The organism is Streptomyces vinaceus, assembly GCF_008704935.1.
In the GTDB taxonomy this organism is placed as follows: domain Bacteria; phylum Actinomycetota; class Actinomycetes; order Streptomycetales; family Streptomycetaceae; genus Streptomyces; species Streptomyces vinaceus.
In genome coordinates, this window is record NZ_CP023692.1 from 2,093,502 (window position 1) to 2,116,931 (window position 23,430).

At 72.2% G+C, this 23,430-nt stretch carries 17 protein-coding genes; 2 read left to right on the forward strand and 15 right to left on the reverse strand.

The features are described 5' to 3' along the window. Nucleotides 1-51: 51 nt before the first annotated feature. The 9 genes from CP980_RS09040 to CP980_RS09080 form a co-directional block, all read right to left on the reverse strand. On the reverse strand, nucleotides 52-897 hold the full coding sequence (locus CP980_RS09040) for a GNAT family N-acetyltransferase (protein WP_189999140.1): 846 nt from the start codon (nucleotides 895-897) through the stop codon (nucleotides 52-54). A 172-nt stretch (nucleotides 898-1,069) separates the two neighbouring features. Continuing rightward, complete coding sequence (ispG, locus tag CP980_RS09045; RefSeq protein WP_053693180.1) at nucleotides 1,070-2,227, reverse strand: flavodoxin-dependent (E)-4-hydroxy-3-methylbut-2-enyl-diphosphate synthase; 1,158 nt, start codon at nucleotides 2,225-2,227, stop codon at nucleotides 1,070-1,072. A gap of 204 nt (nucleotides 2,228-2,431) precedes the next feature. Then, on the reverse strand, nucleotides 2,432-3,733 hold the full coding sequence (locus CP980_RS09050; RefSeq protein ID WP_132757142.1) for a M50 family metallopeptidase: 1,302 nt from the start codon (nucleotides 3,731-3,733) through the stop codon (nucleotides 2,432-2,434). Beyond that, on the reverse strand, nucleotides 3,730-4,992 hold the full coding sequence (dxr, locus tag CP980_RS09055; RefSeq protein WP_189999142.1) for a 1-deoxy-D-xylulose-5-phosphate reductoisomerase: 1,263 nt from the start codon (nucleotides 4,990-4,992) through the stop codon (nucleotides 3,730-3,732). Before dxr ends, CP980_RS09050 begins: the two co-directional genes overlap by 4 nt. 12 nt (nucleotides 4,993-5,004) lie before the next feature. Further along, nucleotides 5,005-6,387 carry a hypothetical protein gene (locus tag CP980_RS35040; RefSeq protein WP_167535812.1) on the reverse strand — a complete coding sequence of 461 codons (1,383 nt, stop codon included), beginning with the start codon at nucleotides 6,385-6,387 and terminating at the stop codon, nucleotides 5,005-5,007. A 91-nt stretch (nucleotides 6,388-6,478) separates the two neighbouring features. Next, complete coding sequence (locus CP980_RS09065; RefSeq protein WP_150527938.1) at nucleotides 6,479-8,422, reverse strand: acyl-CoA dehydrogenase family protein; 1,944 nt, start codon at nucleotides 8,420-8,422, stop codon at nucleotides 6,479-6,481. A 153-nt stretch (nucleotides 8,423-8,575) separates the two neighbouring features. Further along, nucleotides 8,576-10,021, reverse strand: a complete 1,446-nt coding sequence (locus CP980_RS09070) for an aldehyde dehydrogenase family protein (RefSeq protein ID WP_132757135.1) — start codon at nucleotides 10,019-10,021, stop codon at nucleotides 8,576-8,578. Between the two features lie 147 nt (nucleotides 10,022-10,168). Beyond that, complete coding sequence (locus CP980_RS09075) at nucleotides 10,169-11,749, reverse strand: PucR family transcriptional regulator (protein WP_132757133.1); 1,581 nt, start codon at nucleotides 11,747-11,749, stop codon at nucleotides 10,169-10,171. 113 nt (nucleotides 11,750-11,862) lie between these two features. Next, nucleotides 11,863-13,974 (reverse strand): ATP-binding protein, encoded by a 2,112-nt coding sequence (locus tag CP980_RS09080; protein WP_150527939.1) that lies wholly within the window; start codon nucleotides 13,972-13,974, stop codon nucleotides 11,863-11,865. 249 nt (nucleotides 13,975-14,223) lie between these two features. Between CP980_RS09080 and gabT the strand changes: the two genes are divergently transcribed. Next, entirely contained in the window at nucleotides 14,224-15,570 is a 1,347-nt protein-coding gene (gene gabT, locus CP980_RS09085) for a 4-aminobutyrate--2-oxoglutarate transaminase (RefSeq protein ID WP_099889221.1), read from the forward strand. A 385-nt stretch (nucleotides 15,571-15,955) separates the two neighbouring features. After that, a complete protein-coding gene (locus CP980_RS09090) occupies nucleotides 15,956-16,477 on the forward strand; it encodes a phosphatase PAP2 family protein (protein ID WP_308439424.1) in 522 nt (173 codons plus the stop codon). Nucleotides 16,478-16,568: 91 nt separating this feature from the next. Here the strand turns inward: CP980_RS09090 and CP980_RS09095 are convergent, their stop codons facing one another. The 6 genes from CP980_RS09095 to CP980_RS09120 all read right to left on the reverse strand — a co-directional run bounded on the left by CP980_RS09095 (nucleotide 16,569) and on the right by CP980_RS09120 (nucleotide 23,419). Next, on the reverse strand, nucleotides 16,569-18,371 hold the full coding sequence (locus CP980_RS09095; protein WP_150527941.1) for a chitinase: 1,803 nt from the start codon (nucleotides 18,369-18,371) through the stop codon (nucleotides 16,569-16,571). Between the two features lie 97 nt (nucleotides 18,372-18,468). Beyond that, on the reverse strand, nucleotides 18,469-18,957 hold the full coding sequence (locus CP980_RS09100) for a bifunctional DNA primase/polymerase (RefSeq protein WP_150527942.1): 489 nt from the start codon (nucleotides 18,955-18,957) through the stop codon (nucleotides 18,469-18,471). A gap of 150 nt (nucleotides 18,958-19,107) precedes the next feature. Beyond that, nucleotides 19,108-20,526: an NAD(P)/FAD-dependent oxidoreductase gene (locus CP980_RS09105; RefSeq protein ID WP_123512297.1), complete on the reverse strand. Its 1,419-nt coding sequence runs from the start codon at nucleotides 20,524-20,526 to the stop codon at nucleotides 19,108-19,110. A gap of 21 nt (nucleotides 20,527-20,547) precedes the next feature. Then, a complete protein-coding gene (locus tag CP980_RS09110; RefSeq protein WP_099889227.1) occupies nucleotides 20,548-21,342 on the reverse strand; it encodes an ABC transporter permease in 795 nt (264 codons plus the stop codon). Continuing rightward, nucleotides 21,342-22,271, reverse strand: coding sequence for an ABC transporter permease (locus tag CP980_RS09115; protein WP_132757121.1), 930 nt, complete (start codon nucleotides 22,269-22,271; stop codon nucleotides 21,342-21,344). Before CP980_RS09115 ends, CP980_RS09110 begins: the two co-directional genes overlap by 1 nt. Beyond that, entirely contained in the window at nucleotides 22,268-23,419 is a 1,152-nt protein-coding gene (locus CP980_RS09120; RefSeq protein WP_150527943.1) for an ABC transporter ATP-binding protein, read from the reverse strand. The genes CP980_RS09115 and CP980_RS09120 overlap by 4 nt, the downstream gene beginning before the upstream one ends. Nucleotides 23,420-23,430: the final 11 nt, after the last annotated feature.

Consider the following 23,430-nt stretch of genomic DNA (forward strand, 5'->3'; position numbering starts at 1 on the left):
GGCGATGCGCGCCGCGCCCGGCCGGGAACCCCGGCCGGCGGCGCGTTCGGGTCAGAACAGCACGCTCATGAACGCGCCCACCTCGCGGAAGCCGACGCGGCGGTACGCGGCGCGGGCCGCGGTGTTGAAGTCGTTCACGTAGAGGCTGACCACGGGGGCGACGTCGCGCAGCGCGAAGTCGACGACGGCGGCCATCCCGGTCTCGGAGTGCCCGCGGCCGCGGAACTCGGGGGCCACCCACACGCCCTGGATCTGGCAGGCGCGGGCGGTCGCGGCGCCGATCTCGGCCTTGAAGACGACCTTGCCGTCCTCGATGCGGGCGAAGGAGCGGCCGGTGCCGACCAGCTCGGCGACGCGGGCCTGGTAGAGCAGCCCGCCGTCGCCGGCCATCGGTGAGACGCCGACCTCCTCGGTGAACATGGCCACGCAGGCGGGCATGATCAGGTCCATCTCGTCCTTGCGGATGCGCCGCACGAGCGGATCGGGGCGCACGTCGGCGGACGGCTGCTCGGTGACCATGAGCGGCTGGTGGGAGCGGACGTCGCGGGCGGGCCCCCAGCTGGGCTCCAGGAGCTTCCACAGCAGCCGGGTGGCCTCGGCGGGGCCGACGATGGAGGAGCAGCGGCGGCCGGTGCGCCGGGCCCGGTCGGCGAAGGCGCGGACGGCGTCGGGGTCGGCGCAGACGGGGACCAGGTTGGCGCCCGCGTAGCAGAGGGAGCGCAGCCGGCCGTCGGTGTAGTAGCCCCACATCTCGCCGCCCAGGCGCCACGGGTCGAGTCCGGCGACCTGGACCCGGGAGGTGACGAAGGCGTTCTCGACCGGCTCGCGTCCGAGGACTTCGAGGGCGGCGTCGAGATCAGTGGGCTCAAGGACCCGGGTGGTGGTCTGCGTCAACACTGGGGCCTCACCATACAAGTCTGCTGATCTCCGCACTGTACCCGCCGTCACCTGAGGATGCCTGGTCCCACGGGTCACGAAAAAGCCCCGGCCCCGCCCGCGAGCTGCGGGAACGGGGCCGGGGCCGGTGCGTGCGGGGTGCCGGGCGGGGGCCCGGCGAGGGCCGCTGTGCTCAGACGCCGATGGCGACGGTGGGCTCGCCGGAGGCGATGCCGTCCTTCTCCATCTGCTCGGCGATCTTCATCGCCTCTTCGATGAGGGTCTCCACGATCTTCGACTCGGGAACGGTCTTGATGACCTCGCCCTTCACGAAGATCTGGCCTTTGCCGTTGCCGGAGGCGACGCCGAGGTCGGCCTCGCGGGCCTCGCCCGGACCGTTCACGACGCAGCCCATGACCGCGACGCGCAGCGGGACCTCCATGCCCGTGAGGCCCGCCGTGACCTCCTCGGCCAGCTTGTAGACGTCCACCTGGGCGCGGCCGCAGGAGGGGCAGGAGACGATCTCCAGGCGGCGCGGCTTGAGGTTGAGCGACTCCAGGATCTGGATGCCGACCTTGATCTCCTCGACCGGCGGGGCCGACAGCGAGACGCGGATCGTGTCGCCGATGCCCTCGGAGAGCAGCGCGCCGAAGGCGACGGCGGACTTGATGGTGCCCTGGAAGGCGGGGCCGGCCTCGGTGACGCCGAGGTGCAGCGGGTACTCGCACTGGGCGGCCAGCTGGCGGTAGGCGTTGACCATGACGACCGGGTCGTTGTGCTTGACCGAGATCTTGATGTCGCTGAAGCCGTGCTCCTCGAAGAGGGAGGCCTCCCACAGCGCGGACTCGACGAGCGCCTCGGGGGTGGCCTTGCCGTACTTCTTGAGCAGTCGCGCGTCGAGGGAGCCGGCGTTGACGCCGATGCGGATCGGGGTGCCCGCGTCCTTGGCGGCCCGCGCGATCTCCTTGACCTTGTCGTCGAACTGCTTGATGTTGCCCGGGTTCACGCGGACGGCGGCGCAGCCGGCGTCGATCGCGGCGAACACGTACTTGGGCTGGAAGTGGATGTCGGCGATGACCGGGATCTGCGACTTCTTCGCGATCACGGCGAGCGCGTCGGCGTCGTCCTGCGTCGGGCAGGCCACGCGCACGATGTCGCAGCCGGAGGCGGTCAGCTCTGCGATCTGCTGGAGCGTGGCGCCGATGTCGGAGGTCCTGGTGGTCGTCATCGACTGCACCGAGATCTGTGAGTCGCCGCCGACGGCCACCGAGCCGACCTGGATCTTGCGGCTGACCCTGCGGTCGGCAAGCTTCGTCGGCACGGCCGGCATTCCGAGAGAGATGGCAGTCATCTGCTGTGCAACCCCAAGGTGTGGATCAAGGTCCCGAGATCGGCGGGCTCCAGGCTTCGAGATTACGCCAACCACGGGGCCGTCCACGCATCCGAGGGGCGGGAACACCCGAACGTAGGGAGCCGGGCACGCTTCGTGCCCGGCTCCGTTACGGCTCCCGTACGCCCCTCACACCTGCGGACGTACTAGGTGATCTTGATCGGGTCAGGTGATCTTGATCGGGTTCACCACGTCGGCCACGAGCACGAGCAGGGTGAAGCAGACGAACACCCCGGCCACCACGTACGCGGCGGGCATCAGCTTCGCCACGTCGAACGGGCCGGGGTCGGGGCGGCGGAACACGCGCGCCACGGTGCGCCGGACCGACTCCCACAGGGCGCCCGCGATGTGACCGCCGTCCAGCGGCAGCAGCGGGAGCATGTTGAACAGGAACAGCGAGAGGTTGAAGAACCCGACGAGCTGGAGGAAGAACACCAGCCGCTGCTCGGCAGGGATGTCCAGGGTGGCGATCTCGCCACTGATCCGGGCCGCGCCGACGATGCCCATCGGGGAGTCGGGCTCGCGCTCGGCTCCGCTGAACGCCGCGTTCCACAGCGCCGGGATCTTGGCGGGCAGCTTGAGCAGCCCCTGGACGCTGTTGTCGACGACCTCGCCCATGTGGTCCACGGACTGGCCGAAGGTCAGCGGGGCGATCTCGCTCTTCGGGCTGAAGCCGAGCCAGCCCGCCGTCACGTACTCGCCCTTGACGTACCCGCCGTGGCCGTCCGTCTTGGCGACCTTGTTCTCGATCAGGCTGACCGGGAGGGTCTGCTGCTGCCCGTCGCGGACCACCGTGACGGTGGCGGGGCCGATGGTGTCGCGGATCTGCTTCTGCAGGGCGGCCCAGTCGGTGACCTTGTGGCCGTTGAACGCCACGATCCGGTCGCCCTCCCGGAGCCCGGCGGCCTTGGCCGGGGCGACCGGGTCGCCTGCCTTGCAGATCTCGCGCTTCTCGCTCTGCTGGATGACGCACGGCGAAACGGTCGCGACCTGCGTGGTCGTCTGGTTGATGCCGAAGCTCATCCAGACGCCGAAGAAGATCGCCAGCGCCAGCACCAGGTTCATGAACGGGCCCGCGAACATCACGATCACGCGCTTCCACGGCCTGCGCGTGTAGAACAGCCGCGTCTCGTCGCCGTCCCGGAGCTCCTCGTACGCCGCCGAGCGCGCGTCCTCGATCATCGAGCGGAACGGCGAGGTCGACCGGGCGGTCACCTTGCCGTCCTCGCCGGGCGGGAACATCCCGATCATGCGGATGTAGCCGCCCATCGGGATGGCCTTGATCCCGTACTCGGTCTCGCCCTTGTGCCGCGACCAGATGGTCGGGCCGAACCCGACCATGTACTGGGGCACGCGGATGCCGAAGAGCTTGGCCGTGGAGAGATGGCCGAGCTCGTGCCACGCGATGGAGACGAGCAGCCCGAATACGAAGATGAGTATTCCGAGCACCGTCATGAGTGCTGTCATGCGCGCGCCTCCACGGCGGCCCGGGCCGCCATCTCCTGTGCCCGGGCCCTGGCCCAGGTCTCCGCTTCGAGGACGTCCGCGACCGTCAGGGAAGTTCCCGCGTCCGGCGTCCCGTGCTCATCGACCACGGCAGAGACCGTATCCATGATTGCTGTGAACGGCAGCCGACCGGCCAGGAACGCCTCGACGCACTCCTCGTTCGCCGCATTGAACACCGCGGGGGCGGTGGAGCCCAGGGCGCCCACGTGCCGGGCCAGTCCCACCGCGGGGAAGGCCTCGGTGTCGAGGGGGAAGAACTCCCAGGTCGACGCCTTGGTCCAGTCGAACGCGGGGGCCGCGTCCGGGACCCGCTCGGGCCAGCCGAGACCGATCGCGATGGGTCCGCGCATGTCCGGCGGGGTGGCCTGGGCGAGGGTGGAGCCGTCGGAGAACTCCACCATCGAGTGCACGTAGGACTGCGGATGGACCACGACCTCGATGCGGTCGAAGGGGATGTCGTAGAGGAGGTGCGCCTCGATGACCTCCAGCCCCTTGTTGACCAGCGTCGCCGAGTTGATGGTGATCACGGGGCCCATGGCCCAGGTGGGGTGCGCGAGGGCGTCCTTGACGGTGACCGCGGCCAGCTCTGCGCGGGTACGGCCGCGGAAGGGCCCGCCGGAGGCGGTCACCACGAGCTTGCGCACATCGGCCCGGGTGCCGGCGGCGAGCGCCTGGAAGAGGGCCGCGTGCTCGGAGTCGACCGGGATGATCTGGCCGGGCTTCGCGAGGGCCTTGACCAGCGGGCCCCCGACGATCAGCGACTCCTTGTTGGCCAGGGCCAGGGTCCGGCCGGCCCGCAGGGCGGCGAGGGTGGGCGCGAGGCCGATGGATCCGGTGATGCCGTTGAGGACGGTGTGGCACTCGGAGGCGGCGAGCTCGGTCGCCGCGTCGGGCCCGGCCAGGATCTCGGGCAGCGGCTCCGAAGCGCCGTACTCGGCGTTCAGGGCCTCCTTCAGGGCCGGTACGACGTCTTCGCGGGCGACGGCCACGGTGCGCACCCGCAGCTGCCGGGCCTGCTCGGCCAGCAGCCCGACGCGCCCGCCGGCGGCGGAGAGCGCGGTCACCCGGAACCGGTCCGGGTTGCGCAGGGCGAGGTCGATGGCCTGGGTCCCGATGGACCCGGTGGACCCGAGGATGACGATGTCCCGCCGGCCGGCCGCGGGGTCGAAGAGGAGGTGCGGATCGGCGAGGGGGGCTGGGCGGTCGCTCATGCCCCCCATTGTTGCCGCAACTCAAGGACGCGTGGACACGGAGTCCCCGTCGGTGACCCGCAGGAGCAGGTGCGGGAGGGTTCCGGCGAAGTCGGGGAGGGTGCGGGCCACCCGCCACCAGGCCTCCGGGTCCTCGCCGAGGGCCAGGGCGAACAGCCGGTCCGCCTCGGCCCGGGCGGCGAGCACGGCCTCCGGGCGGTCGTGCCGGTCGGGGTGGTCCACGTCACCGAGCCAGTGGTCCTCGTCCAGGGCCCAGCAGGCGGGCAGCTTGTGCCGGACCACGTCGGCGCCGGTGAGCAGGGACCGGTCCAGGCAGTCCCGTACCCAGCGGATGTCCTCCTGCACGGTCTCCATGGGCACGGCGAGGCTGGCCAGGGCGAGTTCGCGCTCCACTCCCCCGGTCACCGGCCCCTCGGCCGTCGGAGCGAGGTGGCGCACGGCCCTTACGAGGGCCCCGTCGGGCTCCGCGGAGGCATCGGCCGGGGCGGCGGCGGTGGGCGGGGCGGCGGAGGGCGGGGCGGCGGAGGGCGGGGCGGGCAGACTTCCCGCGACCACCGCGGCCACCAGCTCCGGCAGGGGCCCCGCGAAGCCGGGGGCGTGCCGCAGCAGTTCGGCCCAGAGCCGGGGGTCGTCGCCCAGCGGGGTCAGGGCCCGGGTGACGGCCGTGCGCATGCCGGCCTGCTCGGGCAGGGTCCAGCGCAGGCCCGGGCCGGGCGGGAGGTCGCCGAGGATCAGGGTGCGCCGGGCCGGGGCCACGCGGGCGACGAGTTCCTCGTGGGTGAGCAGGCCCATCCGGACGGCGCGTACGGCGGGCCGGTGCCAGGAACGCCCCTCGCGGACGGCGGCGGGGGTGGCGAGCAGCGCCCGGACGCACTCCCTGGGCAGCTCCGCGACGAGCAGCAGCGCCTCGACGGCGCCCGCCGGCAGCGGCTGCCGGGCGTGCTCGGCGGCGAGCTCCGCCGGGTCGAGTACGTACGGCAGGCACAGGACGTCGAGGACGACGCGGGGCCTGCGTATGCCGTGCCGGCGCAGCAGGCCGATCAGCTCCCCGCTGCGCAGGGGGGACGAGGCGGGGTCCCTCCCGAGCTCCGCGCGCAGTACGGGCAGCAGCTCGGGCGGGGTCCGGCGGCGGGCGTAGCGGGCGGGGCCGGGCAGCCCGGGCAGGGGCCTCCCGACGACGCGGGGGTTGCGGGCGATGAAGTGGCGGTCCTCCTCGCGGCCGTGGCGCAGGAGCAGCGTCACGGCCGAGGCGGGGAGCCACTCGTCGCGGCAGAGGTATTTGCGGGTCGGCCGGTCGAGCCGGCCCAGCAGGTCCAGGGCGATGTGGTCCGGTGCGTGGCGCAGGACGTGCGCCACGCACCAGGCCAGCCGCCGGCTGCCCCGGTCTTCCACGGCCGTCGACATCTCTGTCCGCCTTGCCCTCGTGCCGGTGGGCCTACGCCCACCCGTACCCGTGCACCCGTACATCAGTGCGCCTGATGCCGATCCTCTCAGGTCAGCGCAGGGGACGGTGCACGTTTTTGTGAGTCGAGGGGCCGGGAGTGGCGTCCGCGATCCAGGGGCCGTCCCCGGAGGGGTCGAGCACGCCCTCCTCCAGCCAGGTGTAGGTGCCGGAGAGCACGCCCGCGACGACCTTGCGGTCCAGGTCGTCGGTGTTGGACCACAGCCGACCGAAGAGCTCCTCGACGCGGATCCGGGACTGCCGGCAGAAGGCGTCGGCCAGCTGGTAGGCCTCGCGGCCGTGCTCCCCGGAGGCCCGCAGGTGCTCGGCGCGCACGCAGGCCGCGCTCATCGCGAAGAGCTCGGCTCCGATGTCGACGATCCGGCCGAGGAAGCCCTGCTTGGTCTCCATCCGGCCCTGCCAGCGGGACATGGCGTAGAAGGTGGACCGGGCGAGTTTGCGGGCGCTGCGCTCGACGTAGCGCAGGTGGCCGGAGAGGTCGGGGTGGCCGGCCGGGTGGAAGGCCCGGTACGTGCCGGGGACGTGGCCGGGGCCGGTGGCCAGCTTGGGCAGCCAGCGGGCGTAGAACCCGGCGGCTCGGGCGCCGGCCCTGGCCTTGTCGCCGAGCGCCTTCTCGGGGTCGATGAGGTCGCCGGCGACCGACAGGTGGGCGTCCACGGCCTCGCGGGCGATCAGCAGGTGCATGATCTCGGTGGAGCCCTCGAAGATCCGGTTGATGCGCAGGTCGCGCAGCATCTGCTCGGCGGGGACGGCCCGCTCGCCGCGGGCGGCCAGCGATTCGGCGGTCTCGAAGCCGCGCCCGCCGCGGATCTGCACGAGCTCGTCGGCCATCAGGCAGGCCATCTCGCTGCCGTAGAGCTTGGCGAGGGCGGCCTCGATGCGGATGTCGTTGCGGTCCTCGTCGGCCATCTGGGAGGCCAGGTCCACGACGGCTTCGAGGGCGAAGGTGGTGGCGGCGATGAAGGAGATCTTGGCGCCGACGGCCTCGTGCCTGGCGACCGGGCGGCCCCACTGCTCGCGGACGGCGGACCATTCGCGGGCGATCTTCAGGCACCACTTGCCGGCGCCGACGCACATGGCGGGCAGGGACAGCCGGCCGGTGTTCAGCGTGGTCAGCGCGATCTTCAGGCCGGCTCCCTCGGCGCCGATGCGCTGCGCGGCCGGCACCCGGACCCGGTGGAAGCGGGTGACGCCGTTCTCCAGGCCGCGCAGGCCCATGAAGGAGTTGCGGTGCTCGACCGTGATGCCGGGGGAGTCGGCCTCGACGACGAAGGCGGTGATCCCGCCGCGGTGGTTCTCCGACTTCGGGACGCGGGCCATCACCACCAGCAGGTCCGCGACGACCCCGTTGGTGGTCCAGAGCTTCACCCCGTCGAGGACGTACGCGTCCTCCCCGTCCGGGACGGCGGTGGTGGCCAGGCGCGCCGGGTCGGAGCCGACGTCCGGTTCGGTCAGCAGGAAGGCGCTGATGGCGGTGGTCGCGCAGCGCGGCAGGAAGGTTTCCTTCTGCTCCTGCGTGCCGAACATCTTCAGCGGCTGCGGGACGCCGATCGACTGGTGCGCGGAGAGCAGGGCGCCGATGGCGGGGCTGACGGAGCCGACGAGGGCCAGCGCCTTGTTGTAGTACACCTGGGTGAGGCCCAGGCCCCCGTACTTGGGGTCGATCTTCATGCCGAGGGCGCCGAGTTCCTTGAGCCCGCGCACGGTCTCGTCAGGGATCTTGGCCTCGCGCTCGATGCGCGGTCCGTCGATCTCGGTCTCGCAGAACGCCCGCAGCCGGGCCAGGAAGGCCTCGCCGCGCCGGACGTCCTCGTCCGCGGGCATCGGGTGCGGGTGGATCAGGTCCAGCCGGAAGTGTCCGAGGAACAGCTCCTTGGCGAAGCTGGGCTTGCGCCAGTCCTGTTCCCGGGCCGCTTCCGCGACCTGCCGTGCCTCGCGCTCGGTCACCTTGGGCTGTACGGGCTGTGTTGCGGACATGAGCGGGCTCACCTCGCCGCAGGAGTCGGTGGTACCGGCCTACTGGCCGGTGCTACCTGTGAGTCGTACCCAATCCGCGCCCGCGGGAAAAGGGGGACGGCCGGAGCCCCCGCACAGTAGGCTCCGGCCGTCGGCTTTTTGGCCGTACGAGAATCAGATGTCGAGGCCGGTCAGGACCAGGACTCGCTCGTACGTGTAGTCGTCCATCGCGTAGCGGACACCCTCACGGCCGACACCCGACTGCTTGACGCCGCCGTACGGCATCTGGTCGGCGCGGTAGGACGGCGCGTCGCCGACGATCACGCCGCCGACCTCCAGCTCGCGGTGGGCGCGGAACGCGGTCTGGATGTTCCGGGTGAAGACGCCGGTCTGCAGGCCGAACTTCGAGTCGTTGACGGCGGCGAAGGCCTCGTCGGTGTTCTCGACCTTCGTCAGCGTCAGCACCGGCCCGAAGACCTCCTCGACGGCGAGGGTGGTGTCGGCGGGCAGGTCGGCGATGACGGTCGGCTCGTACGAGGCACCCTCGCGCTTGCCGCCGGTGAGCAGCTTGGCCCCGGCTGAGACGGCCTCGTCGACCCAGGACTCGACGCGCTTGGCGGCGTCCTCGGAGACGAGCGGGCCGACGTCGGTGGCGGAGTCGGACGGGTCGCCGGTGACCTGGGCCCGGACCTTCTCGACGACCTTCTCGACGAGGCGGTCGTAGACGGAGGCGTCGGCGATCACGCGCTGCACGGAGATGCAGGACTGGCCGGCCTGGTAGTTCGAGAAGGTCGCGATACGGGTCGCGGCCCAGTCGAGGTCGGCCTCGGAGGACCAGTCGTCCAGGACGACGGCGGCGGCGTTGCCGCCGAGCTCCAGGGTGCAGTGCTTGTGGGGCACCGACTGCTGGATGGCGTAGCCGACCTTGTCGGAGCCGGTGAAGGAGATGACGGGCAGGCGCTCGTCCTTGACCAGGGCCGGCATCTTTTCGTTGGCGACCGGCAGGACCGACCAGGAACCGGCCGGGAGGTCGGTCTCGGCGAGCAGCTCGCCCAGGATCAGGCCGGAGAGCGGGGTGGCCGGGGCCGGCTTCAGGATGATCGGCGCGCCGACGGCGATGGCGGGGGCCACCTTGTGGGCGCACAGGTTCAGCGGGAAGTTGAACGGCGCGATGCCGAGGACCGGGCCCTTGACGAAGCGGCGGGTCAGGGCGAGACGGCCGACGCCACCGGCGTCGGTGTCGAGGCGCTGGGCCTCTCCGCCGTTGAAGCGGCGGGCCTCCTCGGCGGCGAAACGGAACACGGACACCGCACGGCCGACCTCACCGCGGGCCCACTTGATGGGCTTGCCGTTCTCGGCGGAGATCAGCTGGGCGATCTCCTCGGTGCGCTCGGCGAGCCGCTTGGACACGTGGTCCAGGGCGGCGGCGCGGACATGGGCGGGAGTCGCGGAGAATTCTGCGGTCACGGCGTACGCCGCGGCCACGGCCTCTTCGACCTGGGCGTCGGTGGGCACGCTGACGGTGCCGACGAGCCGGTTGTCCCACGGGGAGTGGACGTCGAAGCTGTCCTCGCCGGTGGCCTGGCGGCCGGCGAGCCAGAAGGCGTGGGTGGAAGTCATGCGAATCCCGGCCCTTCGAGTGTGTGCGGGGTCCTTGTCCCCTCCACCGTAGGACTCCGTCCGGGTTTCGGTGATTAGCCGGGGTGGAGTGTGCGCAGGCGCGGCCGCGCCGCTTTGTCAGTGTCGGCGTCGGTGTCCGTCCCTCGGCTACGCGGCGGGCGAGGTGGCCTTCAGGGCGAGCCACAGCTCCATGCGGACGTCCGGATCGTCGAGGGAGCGTCCGAGGATCTCCTCGACCCGGCGCATCCGGTAGCGCAGCGTGTGCCGGTGCACCCCGAGGTCGGACGCCGCCGCGTCCCACTGCCCGTGCCGCGAGAGCCACGCCCGCAGCGAGACCTCCAGGTCCCCGCGCCCCTTCTTGTCGTGCTCGCGCAGCGCCCGCAGCGTGCCGTCCGCGAAGGCCCGTACCGCCTCGTCCGCGAGCAGCGGAAGCACCGACCCCGCCACCAGGTCCTCGTGCTCCACCATGGGCCGCCCCCGCCGCCGGGCCACGGCCAGCGCCTGGGCGGCCTGCTTGAACGCCGCCGCCACCCCCGAGGCCGCCGCGGCGGCCGACAGCCCGACCACCAGCTCGTCCGGCTCCGGACCGGTCGCCTCCCGCCCGCGCCGGGCCTCCAGCGCCTCCGCGTGGTCCACCGACGCCTGCACCGCCGCGCCCCCGTCGGCCGCCAGCACCACGAGCCGCCCCTCCTCCGGTACGACCAGCAGCGCCTCCCCCGCCCGGGCGGCCGCCGACTCCACCGCGTCGGCCAGCAGCGCCAGCCCCTCGGGCTGTGCGGTGCCCGCCAGCGCCGGCTCGGCCACGATCAGCCGGAACGGCGCCTCCAGCAGCGCCCCGTACAGGTCCCCGGCCACGGCACGGGCGCGCTCGGGCTCCCCGTCCAGGAGCATCCGCAGCACGGCCGCGCCCAGCCGCGACTCGGCGTCGTGCAGCGACTTCGACCGCTCGGTGGTCAGGGTCAGCAGCGCCACCGCCGAGTGCACCGCGTACCGCTCGGCCGTGCCCAGCGGCGCCCCCGTGCCGACGGCGAGCGCGCCGCGGGCCCGCCGGCCCGTCCCGAGCGACTGGAGCTCGACCCGGTCCTCCGAGCCGCCCACCACGGCGCTCGCCGGCGCCGGCCGCTCGCGCAGCCGCTCCACGTCGGGGGTGAGCCGGGCGGCCCGCCGCGCGGCCCATTCCGGGGCGGCCGCGACCACCGCGCCCGAGGTGTCGTACAAGGCCGCCCAGCCGTGCACGTGCGCCGCCAGCTTCGCCAGCAGCTCGGCGGGCCCGTCCGCGGAGAGGGCGGCCCGGGTCAGCTCCCGCTGCGCCTCGAAGCCGGCGGTCACCGCGCGGTACTGGTCCGCCGCCAGCGCCGCCGAGACGGCCTTGCTGATCGCGAGGAACGGGGTCCTGCGGGGCACCTCCAGCAGCGGCAGGTCCTCGGCCCGCGCGGCCTCGACCAGGGCCTCGGGGACCGCCTCGTAGTTCACGCCGACGGCGAAGCCGATGCCGACGACCCCGGCCGCGGCCAGGCGGCGTACGTACCGGCGCATCTCCTCGGGATCCTCCGCGTCCAGCTTCATCGCGGTGATCAGGAGCAGCTCGCCGCCCTCCATGTAGGGGACGGGGTCGGCGAGCTCGCTGACGTGGGCCCAGCGCACGGGGGTGTCGAGACGGCCCTCCCCCGCCCGGACGCTGAGCTTGAGCGCCGAGTGCTGGACGAGTGAGGCGAGCGTGAGCGGCATCGGGTACCAGGGGCCTTCGGGGAGGGAGGGGTACGACGGAAAGGAGAAGCGGGGGAACTTCGCCTTGTCGTATGAACGACTCCCCTCGATTCTGCCACCTCGTACGGTTCGGCTCAGCCCGTCGCGCTCAGCCTCACCAGCAGCGGAGCCGCCCGCTCCCCCTGGACCGAGGTCAGCGAGAGCACCGCGTGTCCGGGCGGTACGGCGTGCGCCAGATCGGAGGCCGACCAGCGCTCCCGCTCCACCTGCCGCACGGTGACCGCGTCCGTGGTCACGGCCTTGCCGGTGACCAGCTTGCGGAAGGCGTGGATGGCCCGGGTCAGCGGCTGGTCGGCGAAGACGGTGCGGTGGGTGACGTCCCGCGTCTCGACCCATTCGGTGCCCCAGGCCTCGGCGAAGCGCTTGCCGTCCCAGGTGGTGACCCCGGAGAAGGCCATCCGGCAGCCGACCGCCCCGAGCAGCGGGGTGCGCAGCGCCTCCGGTACGTCGTCCAGGGTGCGCAGCGTGAGCAGGACGCCGGCGTTGGCCGAGCGCAGCCGCTGGAGGCCCCGCACGGTCTGCGGGGTCAGGGTGTGCGAGGCGTCGTCGAAGGCGAGGAACGCGAACAGGGACCGGTCGGCGCGGGCGGCGGCGGAGGCGTTGAACTGCGCGAGCAGCAGCCGGGCCAGGATCCGGGAAGCGTCGGCGTGGCCGCGCTCGGGCAGGTCGATGCGGACGCGCAGCGGGTGCTCCAGGGCGCGCAGCGAGAAGGGCCTGCCCTGGCCGGTGGTGTCGAAGAAGCCCGCGAAGGCGGGCCGGTCCAGGAGCGCCACCCGGTCGGCGAGGGCCGGCCCGGGATCGCCGTGGGCCCCGTGCTGGCGTTCGCGCGCGTCGAGTTCGCGGAGCATCACGTGCTGCCCGGCGTCTTCGAGCGCGGTGCGCAGCCCGTCGAGGGCGCCGGGCACCCGGTCGAGCAGTTCGCGCAGCTCGGGCACGGCGGGGAAGCGCCCGTACGCCGTGCGGAACGGGCCGAGCAGCTGGGCGAGGGCCGTCGCGGCCCGGCGTACCTCGATGCCGGGGACGTCGCCGACGAAGGCCTCGGCGAGCAGTGTGGCCGCCTCGTCGGCGTCGGTGGTGCCGCCGTAGAGGTCGAGGTCGTAGACGGATTCGGGGTCGCCGACCCGGACCACGACGTCGTACGCGGTGTCCGGGCCGAGCTGGGCGCCGGCCGGGGCGACGGCGATGACGGCGGCCTGCCCGGCCAGCGCCTGGAGGGCGAGCGATTCGACGACGGGCCGCACCAGCTGCCGGGTCTTGCCCGCGCCGGAGGGGCCGACGGCGAGCAGCGAGGTGCCCAGCACGGCGGGGTCGAGGGCGAGGCGGGTGCCGCGCCGGCCGTACGGGTTGCGGGCGCTGTCCTCGACGGTGCCGAGCAGCACCTGCCGGGCGAGCAGGTCGTGCCGCGCGGCCCGGACGGGCAGATCGCGGGCGCCGGAGGGGTGGACGCAGGCGCCGGCGCCCTTGTCGCGCACGGAGTCGGCGAAGGCCACGGCCCGGGAGGGGTCGGCCCGTACGGACTCCCAGGCGCGCGTGATCCGCGCGTAGTCCACGTCGTTCATCCGGCCGGACCCGGCCTCGGCACCGAGCCGGTCGGCGATCTCCCCGAGCCCGGCCCCCCGCAACTGCGGCCAAGCGGCGGGATCGTCGGGCCCGCCCTCCTCGGGACGGGCCGGCACGGCGGCCTGCACGGCCTGGACGGCGCGGCTGCGCAGCAGCCGGCGGGCCAGCTCCGGCCAGCGGCCGAGCCGCCCGAAGCCGACGACCAGGGCGGCGACGACCAGGCCGTACCAGATGTACGAGGCGACCACGGAGGGCATCGTGCCGGCCCAGGAGTCGGGCGTGAACATGTAGAGCGGCCAGAGCCAGAAGCCGCCCAGGTAGCCGTTCCAGAGGAGGGACCACAGCAGCAGCCCGGCCAGCAGGGCGATCAGCGCGCCGCTGATCAGCTGGCGGGTCGGGGTCCGCTCGGGCTCCTCGGCCGCGCGCGGTGCGTGGCCGTACGTCCACACGCCCGGGCCGTCGGAGCTGCGCGGGGTGCGCAGCCAGTCGGCGAGCGAGGGGCCGGGGCCGGCCGGGGCGTGGGCGGGCTTCGGCGGGAGGCCCGGCGGCGGGCCCGCGGGCCGCGGGACGTGCCCGGCGCGCGGCGGCCGCTTCTCGTCCGTGCCGTACGTGCCGTCGGTGTCCATGAAACCCCTGCCCCCTGCCCGTGCCTGCGCTGCGTCGCTCAATGTAGTTGCCCGCAGGCGCCCGTGGGCCCCGTACGAGCCGCTGTCTCCGCAGCGTCCACAAGACAGGCGGCGGCCGCTTCCTATGGCCGTCACGGACAAGGACACGCGGGCACCACTCCCGAACGGAGCATGCCGTACCCCCTCCCCCGGGCCTAGCCTGCGGACAAAGACACAAGTGCGTCCGAAAACACCCCCCAGGAGCCCTCTATGACCGCTGTCCCGCAGGAGCGCAAGATCGTCACCGCGATCCCCGGCCCCAAGTCGCAGGAGCTGCAGGCCCGCCGCCTGCAGACCGTGGCCGGTGGCGTGGGCTCCGTGCTGCCCGTCTTCACGGCCCGCGCGGGTGGCGGCATCATCGAGGACGTCGACGGCAACCGTCTGATCGACTTCGGTTCCGGCATCGCCGTGACCTCCGTCGGCGCCTCCGCCGAGGCCGTCGTGCGCCGCGCCTCCGCGCAGCTCGCCGACTTCACCCACACCTGCTTCATGGTCACGCCGTACGAGGGCTACGTCGAGGTCTGCGAGGCGCTCGCCGAGCTGACCCCGGGCGACCACGCGAAGAAGTCGGCGCTGTTCAACTCCGGCGCCGAGGCCGTCGAGAACGCCGTCAAGATCGCCCGTGCGTACACCAAGCGCCAGGCCGTCGTCGTCTTCGACCACGGCTACCACGGCCGTACGAACCTGACGATGGCGCTGACCTCGAAGAACATGCCGTACAAGAACGGCTTCGGCCCGTTCGCCCCCGAGGTCTACCGCGTCCCGGTCGCCTACGGCTACCGCTGGCCCACCGGCGCCGAGAACTGCGGCCCCGAGGCCGCCGCCCAGGCGATCGACCAGATCACCAAGCAGATCGGCGCCGACAACGTCGCCGCGATCATCATCGAGCCGGTCCTCGGCGAGGGCGGCTTCATCGAGCCGGCCAAGGGCTTCCTGCCGGCGATCGTGAAGTTCGCCAACGAGAACGGCATCGTCTTCGTCGCCGACGAGATCCAGTCCGGCTTCTGCCGCACCGGCCAGTGGTTCGCGTGCGAGGACGAGGGCATCGTCCCGGACCTGATCACCACCGCCAAGGGCATCGCGGGCGGTCTGCCGCTCGCCGCCGTGACGGGCCGCGCCGAGATCATGGACGCCGCGCACGCGGGCGGCCTCGGCGGCACCTACGGTGGCAACCCGGTGGCCTGCGCCGGTGCGCTGGGCTCGATCGAGACCATGAAGGAGCTCGACCTCAACGCCGCGGCGAAGAAGATCGAGTCCGTCATGAAGACCCGCCTGACGGCCATGCAGGAGAAGTACGACATCATCGGCGACATCCGCGGCCGCGGTGCGATGATCGCGATCGAGCTCGTCAAGGACCCGGTCTCCAAGACCCCGTTCCCGGAGGCGGCCGGCGCGCTCGCCAAGGCGTGCCACGCCGAGGGCCTGCTCGTCCTCACCTGCGGCACCTACGGCAACGTGCTCCGCTTCCTGCCGCCGATCGTCATCGGCGAGGACCTGCTGAACGAGGGCCTGGACCTCATCGAGGCGGCGTTCGCGGCCATCGGCACGGACGTCTGAGCTAGCTTCCGAACACAGGAGCCCGCCCCTACCCCCGGTAACGGGCAGGCGCTGTGAAGAAGATGTGGGGGGCCGATGGCAGGAGCGCGTTCCTGCTGTCGGTCCCCTTTTCGCTGCCGTACGGTTTCTGCAGATGAGTGAGACACCCCGCTCCCGGGAGACCGGGGGCGACACCAGTACCGGGCTTCCCCAGCGCCGCACTGGGCCTGCGTTCGCGCACACTCCTCACCGATCGGACGGCCGTTCGCCCCAAACCCCCCGGGGCGCTCGGCAACCCGATCCGGGCGGCCGTCCCGGAACCACCCCCCCTGTTCCGGGACGGCCGGCCATTCTCCTCCTCCTCCTCTCCCTGCTGGGGCTCGCCCTGACGACCTGGCAGGTCCTGGTGTCGGGTCCGCTGCTCACGCCGGACGAGCGCCTCAGCCGCGCCCTGGTCCGCACGGTCCCCGACTCCGTCACCGAGCGCCTCTCCGACCTCGGCAACGTCCCGGTCGCCGTACCCGTCCTGCTCCTGGCGATGGCGTACTCCGTCCGGCGCTCGCGCGCCTGGGCCCCGGCCTTGACGGCCGGGCTGGCGATGGCGCTGGTCCCGGCCGTGATCGTGCCGCTGAAGGAGTGGACCGCCCGCCCGGGGCCCCTGGAGCCGTGGGCCGCCGGCTACTTCCCCTCGGGCCACACGGCGACGTCGGCCGTCGCCTACATCGGCGCGGCCCTGCTGGTCTCCCCGTACGTGCGCCGCCCGTGGCCGATGGCGCTCGCGCTCCTCCTGACGGCCGCCACCGCCACCGGCCTGATCCTGCGCGGCTGGCACTGGCCCGTTGACGTCCTGGCCAGCTGCTTCCTGTGCACCCTGCTGCTGGTCCCCGTCGCCCACACCGTCCGCCGCGCTGTCAGGCCCCCCGCCTAGCACCGACCACGCACGTGGGGATGTCCGGGCGCTCGGGCGACCAGGGCGGCCGCGCCGGAGTCCGGTCGGACTCCGGCTCGGACCGCGCCCGCTAGCCGCCGAAGTAGGCGTCGAAGTTCTTCGAGAACTCCCAGGCGCCGAAGCGGTCCCAGTTGACCGACCAGGTCATCAGGCCGCGCAGGGCGGGCCAGGTGCCGTGGGTCTGGTAGGTCCCGCAGTTCGTCTTCTTCGTCAGGCAGTCCAGCGCCTTGTTCACCTCGGCGGGCGGGGTGTGTCCGTTGCCCGCGTTGGTGGTGGCCGGCAGGCCGATGGCCACCTGGTCGGGGCGCAGCGGCGGGAAGACGCGTGCCATGTTGCCCGCGACCGGGAAGCCGGTGAGCAGCATGTCGGTCATGGCGATGTGGAAGTCGGCCCCGCCCATGGAGTGGTACTGGTTGTCGAGGCCCATGATCGAGCCCGAGTTGTAGTCCTGGACGTGGAGCAGGGTGAGGTCGTCGCGCAGGGCGTGGATGACGGGGAGGTAGGCGCCGGCGCGGGGGTCCTGGCCGCCCCAGGGGCCGGAGCCGTAGTACTGGTAGCCCAGCTGGACGAAGAAGGTCTCCGGGGCCATGGTCAGGACGAAGCCCGGGCCGTACTTGGCCTTCAGCGTCTTCACGGCGGCGATCAAATTGGTGATCACCGGGGTGGTGGGGGCGCGGAAGTCGGTGTCCCCGGTGGCGAGGGAGAGCGAGTGGCCCTCGAAGTCGATGTCGAGTCCGTCGAGCCCGTACTCGTCGATGATCTTGCTGACCGAGGAGACGAAGGTGTCGCGGGCAGCCGTGGTGGCGAGCTGGACCTGGCCGTTCTGGCCGCCGATCGAGATCAGCACCTTCTTGCCCGCCGCCTGCTTGGCCTTGACGGCCGCCTTGAACTCGGCGGCGGACTCCACGTTCGGGCATTCGGCGACCGGGCAGAGGGAGAAGCGGATGTCCCCCGAGGTCACCGAGGTCGGTTCGCCGAAGGCGAGGTTGATGACGTCCCAGGAGGCCGGGACGTCGGCCATCCGCACGTAGCCGGATCCGTTGGCGAAGCCGGCGTGGAGGTAGCCGACGAGGGCGTGGGCGGGGAGGCCGGGTTGGCCCGGGTCGCCTCCGCCGCTCGTCGTGGAGGCGGAGACGGCGGCGCTCTTCGCGGACTCGCCGGCCGCGTTCACCGCGCTGACCTGGAAGGTGTACGAGGTGGACGCGGTGAGCCCGGTGACCGTCGTCGAGGTCCCGCTGACGCTCACGGGCGCGGCGCCGCCCCGGTAGAGCGTGTACGAGGTGGCGCCGGAGGCGGCCGACCAGGAGAGGTTCAGGCTGCTCGCGGTGGCTCCGGACGCGGTCAGGCCGGTGGGGGCGGCCGGGGGCTGGGGCTGTCCGGGTCCGGTACCGCCCGGGTCGGGGCCGACGAGCGTGACGTCGTCCGTGAGGTGGGCGCCCTGGCCGTACCAGCCGTGCGTGTAGACCGTCACGGAGGTGGTGGCCGTACCGGTACGGAAGGTCGTGCTCAGGTGCTTCCAGGCACCCGGGGTCTGCGTCCAGGTGGACACGTCGGTGGTGCCGGTCCCGGCCGCGCCGAGGTAGACGTACGGGCCCTGTACCCAGGCGGCGAGCGTGTACGTCGCGTCGGGCTTGACGGTGACGGTCTGGGAGCAGCGGGCGTTGTCCTGGCCGGCCGGGGTGGCCTTGAGGGCGGAACTCCCGCCGTGGACGGGGGTGGTGACGACGGCGCCGCTCCCGGCCGAGCAGCTCCAGCCGTCGAGTCCGGCTTCGAAACCGCCGTTGCGGGCGAGGTCGGCGTCGGCCGCCGCGGCCGGCGGGCCCGCGGCGAGGAAGGCGGCCACCGCGAGGGCGGCCGCGGTAAGCAGTGACATGGGTCTGCGCACAACTGCCTCCGGAACATGGGGGGATGGAGCCAGGCCGCCGGGGATGCGGCAGCGGCGCCCAACATGGTCCAGACCAATACCCTTGTCAAGGCTTCCGGCCTTCCCGCCCCGCCACCCGGGCCGCCGCCTCGTGCATCGCGAGCTCCAGCAGCACCGGGTCCGTGAGCGTCCCGCTGCCGTCCGGGGCCACCAGCCAGTGCACCCCGCCCGTGGTCCGGCCGGGGTACGGCACCACGATCCAGGTCCCGCGCCCCGCTCCCCGTACGCCGGTGCCGAGCCAGCGCGAGGCCGTACCCGGGGGCACGAAGAAGCCCAGCCGAGGTGTCGATGTGCGGCTCCGCCGCGTGGCGCCGGAATCGGCGAGCACCGGGCCGGGCCGGTCGAGGAGCTGGGTCAGGACGTCGAGGGCGGCCTGCCCCAGCTCCCCGGGCAGGATCAGCACGTCCCACTGCCGGCCGGCGGGCAGCAGGGCGACCCCGAGGGGGTTGCGCTCCCACTCCCACCGGCAGGCGTCGGGATCCGGGGCCACCGACACGAGCCATTCCACCGCGGTCTTGATCTCCGAGCCGTGCATCGCCCGGCCTCCGTTCTCTCGGGTGAGGGTTCCTCACCGGAAGAGAGCGGGGCCGGGCCCTGCGATGACGCGGGTTTCGCCACCCCGTGGTGGTGAAGCGGCTCACGGTGTGAACCGCGGCGCGCGCCGGGGCGCGGCGAGGGCGGCCGGTCAGCTGTCGAAGCCGAGACCGAACTTGTCCATGACCTTCAGCCACAGGTTGCGCCGGCCGCCGCGGGCGTCGGCGCGGGCCAGGGACCACTTGGTGAGCGTGATCCCGGTCCAGGCGAAGGGTTCGGGCGGGAAGGGCATCGGCCGCGACTTCACCATCTCCAGCTCGGTGCGCTCGGTGCGGGCCCCGTCGAGGAGGTCCAGCATCACGTCGGCACCGAAGCGGGTGGCGCCCACCCCGAGCCCGGTGTACCCGGCCGCGTAGGCGACCTTGCCGCCGTGCGCGGTGCCGAAGAAGGCCGAGAAGCGCGAGCAGGTGTCGATGGCCCCGCCCCAGGCGTGGCTGAACTTGATGCCCTCCAGCTGCGGGAACGCGGTGAAGAAGTGCTGCGCGAGCTTCAGGTACGTCTCGGGGCGGTGGTCGTACTCGGAGTCCAGCTTCCCGCGGTAGGGGTAGATGGCGTCGTAGCCGCCCCACAGGATGCGGTTCTCCGGGGTGATGCGGAAGTAGTGGAACTGGTTGGCGCTGTCGCCCAGGCCCTGGCGGTTGTTCCAGCCGATGGCCTTCAGCTGGTCGGCGGTCAGCGGCTCGGTCATCAGCGCGTAGTCGTAGACGGGCACCGTGAACGGCCGGATCCGCTTGACCAGCGAGGGGAAGATGTTGGTGCCGAGCGCCACGCGGCGGGCGAAGATCCGCCCGTACGGGGTGCGCACGGCCATCCCGGCGCCCGAGGCGGCCAGGGACAGCCCCCGGGTGTTCTCGTAGATCCGCACGCCCAGCGACAGGCAGGCCTCCTTCAGGCCCCATGCCAGCTTGGCGGGGTTGAGCATGGCGACCCCGTCGGTGTCCCACAGGCCCGCGAGGAACGTCGGCGAGTCGACCTCGGCGCGCAGCTCCTCGCGGTCCAGCCAGCGCGAACCGCCGGCGAGGCCCAGCTTCTCGGCCTCCTCGTACAGCTCGCGCAACTCCTCGACCTGGTGCGGCTCGGTGGCCACGTCGATCTCGCCGGTGCGCTCGAAAGCGCAGTCGATGCCGTATCGGGCGATGGCCGCCTCGATCTCGTCGAGGTTGCGGGCGCCGAGCTCCTCCAGCTTGGCGAGCTCGCCCGGCCAGCGGGCCATGCCGTTGGCCAGGCCGTGCGTGAGGGAGGCGGCGCAGAACCCGCCGTTGCGGCCGGAGGCGGCCCAGCCCGCCTCCTTCGACTCGATCAGGACGACGTCCCGGGCGGGATCGCGCTCCTTGGCGATGAGCGCGGTCCACAGTCCGCTGTAGCCCCCGCCGATGACGAGCAGGTCGCAGGCCTCGTCGGAGGTCAGCGCCGGCTGCGCGGCGGGCTTGCCGGGGTCGTCCAGCCAGTACGAGACCGGCAGCGCTTCGGAAAGGGATTGAGCAACACTTCGCATGGCGACTGGGGCCATGTCTTCCAACTCCCTACAGAGTTACTTGGGCTGTGCGTTCTTGCGGCGGTTGCCGACCATCTGGCCGACGAGCACCACCAGCACCGCGATGACGAACATCGCCGTACCGATGACGTTGATCTGTACAGGCGTACCGCGCTGGGCCGATCCCCACACGAACATGGGGAAGGTGACGGTGTTGCCCGAGTTGAAGTTGGTGATGATGAAGTCGTCGAACGAGAGCGCGAACGAGAGCAGCGCGCCCGCCGCGATACCGGGCGCCGCGATCGGCAGGGTCACCCGTACGAAGGTCTGCACCGGGCCCGCGTAGAGGTCGCGGGCGGCCTCCTCCAGCCGCGGGTCCATCGACAGGACGCGCGCCTTGACGGCGGCGACGACGAAGCTGAGGCAGAACATGACGTGGGCGATCAGGATCGTCCAGAACCCCAGCTGGATGCCCATGTTCAGGAACAGGGCGAGCAGCGAGGCGGCCATCACGATCTCGGGCATCGCCATCGGCAGGAAGATCAGCGAGTTCACCGCGCCGCGCGCCCGGAAGCGGTAGCGCACCAGCGCGAAGGCGATGGCCGTGCCGAGGACGGTCGCACCGAGGGTGGCCCACACGGCGATCTGGAGCGACAGGGACAGCGAGCCGCACAGGTCCGCGACCCCGCAGGGGTCCTTCCAGGCGTCGAGCGAGAACTCCTGCCAGGCGTAGTTGAACCGCCCGGCGGGGTTGTTGAAGGAGAACACGGTCACGACGACGTTCGGCAGGATCATGTACGCGAGCGTGCCGAGGCCGAAGATGACGACGAGATTGCGCCGGAGCCAACGCATCAGACCAGGTCCTCCGTCCCCGCTCGGCGGATGTAGATGGTGACCATGATCAGCACGATGGCCATGAGGATGAAGGACAGCGCGGCGGCCGTCGGGTAGTCGAGGATGCGCAGGTACTGCGACTGGATGACGTTGCCGATCATCCGGGTGTCCGTGGAGCCGAGCAGCTCGGCGTTCACGTAGTCGCCGCTGGCCGGGATGAAGGTGAGCAGGGTCCCGGAGACCACGCCCGGCATGGAGAGCGGGAAGGTCACCTTCCGGAAGGTGGTGGAGGGGCGGGCGTACAGGTCCCCGGCCGCTTCGTGGAGGCGGGTGTCGATGCGCTCCAGCGAGGTGTAGAGCGGAAGGATCATGAAGGGGAGGAAGTTGTACGTCAGACCGCAGACCACGGCGAGCGGCGTGGCCAGCACCCGGTCCCCCTGGGTCATCCCGAGCCAGCTGGTGACGTCCAGGACGTGCAGGGTGTTGAGGACCTCCACCACCGGGCCGCCGTCGGCGAGGATCGTCTTCCAGGCCAGGGTGCGGATCAGGAAGCTGGTGAAGAAGGGGGCGATCACCAGCACCAGCAGGAGGTTGCGCCAGCGTCCCGCCTTGAAGGCGATCAGATAGGCCAGCGGGTACCCGAGCAGCAGGCACAGCACGGTCGCGGTGCCGGCGTAGAGCAGGGAGCGCAGGAACTGCGGGTAGTACTCGGTGAGGGCGTCCCAGTACGTCTGGAAGTGCCAGGTGACCTTGAACCCCTCTTCGAGGGAGCCGGTCTGCACCGAGGTGGAGGCCTGGTAGATCATCGGCAGGACGAAGAACACCAGCAGCCACAGGATGCCGGGGAGCAGCAGCCAGTACGGGACCAGCCGCTTGCGCAGGGACGGCTTGTGGACCGGGGGGTCGGTGGCGGCCACGGCCTCCGGCGGCGCGGCGGTGGCGGTCATGCGCCCTCCTCGACCGTCTCGATGCCGGCGTCTATGTCCTGCGCGGCGTCCAGGCCGAAGGTGTGCTCCGGGTTCCAGTGCAGGACCACCTCGGCGCCGGGGACCAGGCGGGCGTCGCGCTCGATGTTCTGCACGTACACCTCCAGCTCCGGGCAGACGGGGCTGTCGATCACGAACTGGGTGGAGACCCCGATGAAGGAGGAGGCGGCTATCGTGCCGCGGACCGTGTTGCGGCCGGCCGCGACGGTGTCCTCGTCCTCCGCGTGGACCAGGGATATCTTCTCGGGACGCACCCCGACCAGCAGTTTTCCGCCGGCCTTGGGCGTGGTCGAACATCGGGCCGCGGGCAGCCGCAGCTTCGCACCCGCGGAGCCGACCACGACCTCGGAGCCGCCCGCCTCCAGCACCTCGGCCTCGATGAGGTTGGAGGTGCCGAGGAAGTTGGCGACGAAGGTGGTCTTCGGGTTCTCGTACAGCTCGGCGGGGGCGCCGAGCTGCTCGACGCGGCCGCCGTTCATCACGGCGACCGTGTCGGCCATGGTCATGGCCTCCTCCTGGTCGTGCGTGACGTGCACGAAGGTGATGCCGACCTCGGTCTGGATGCGCTTGAGCTCCAGCTGCATCTGGCGGCGCAGCTTGAGGTCGAGGGCGCCGAGGGGCTCGTCGAGGAGGAGTACCTGGGGGTGGTTGATCAGCGCGCGGGCGACGGCCACGCGCTGCTGCTGGCCACCGGAGAGCTGGTGGGGCTTGCGCTGGGCGAACTGGCCCAGCTCGACCAGCTCCAGCATGTCCTCGACCTGCTTCTTGACGGACTTGATGCCGCGCCGGCGCAGTCCGAAGGCCACGTTCTCGTAGATGTTCAGGTGCGGGAAGAGCGCGTAGCTCTGGAACACCGTGTTGACCGGGCGCTTGTACGGCGGCAGCTGGGTGACCTCGCGGTCGCCGAGGCTGACCGTGCCGGTGGAGGGCTCCTCCAGGCCGGCGATCATGCGCAGGGTGGTGGTCTTCCCGCAGCCCGAGGCGCCGAGCAGGGCGAAGAAGGAGCCCTGGGGGATGGTGAGATCCAGCGGGTGCACCGCGGTGAACGAGCCGTAGTGCTTGCTGATCCCGGCGAGGCGGACGTCGCCGCCCGCGGTCTTGTCAGTCATGGGCCTGGGCC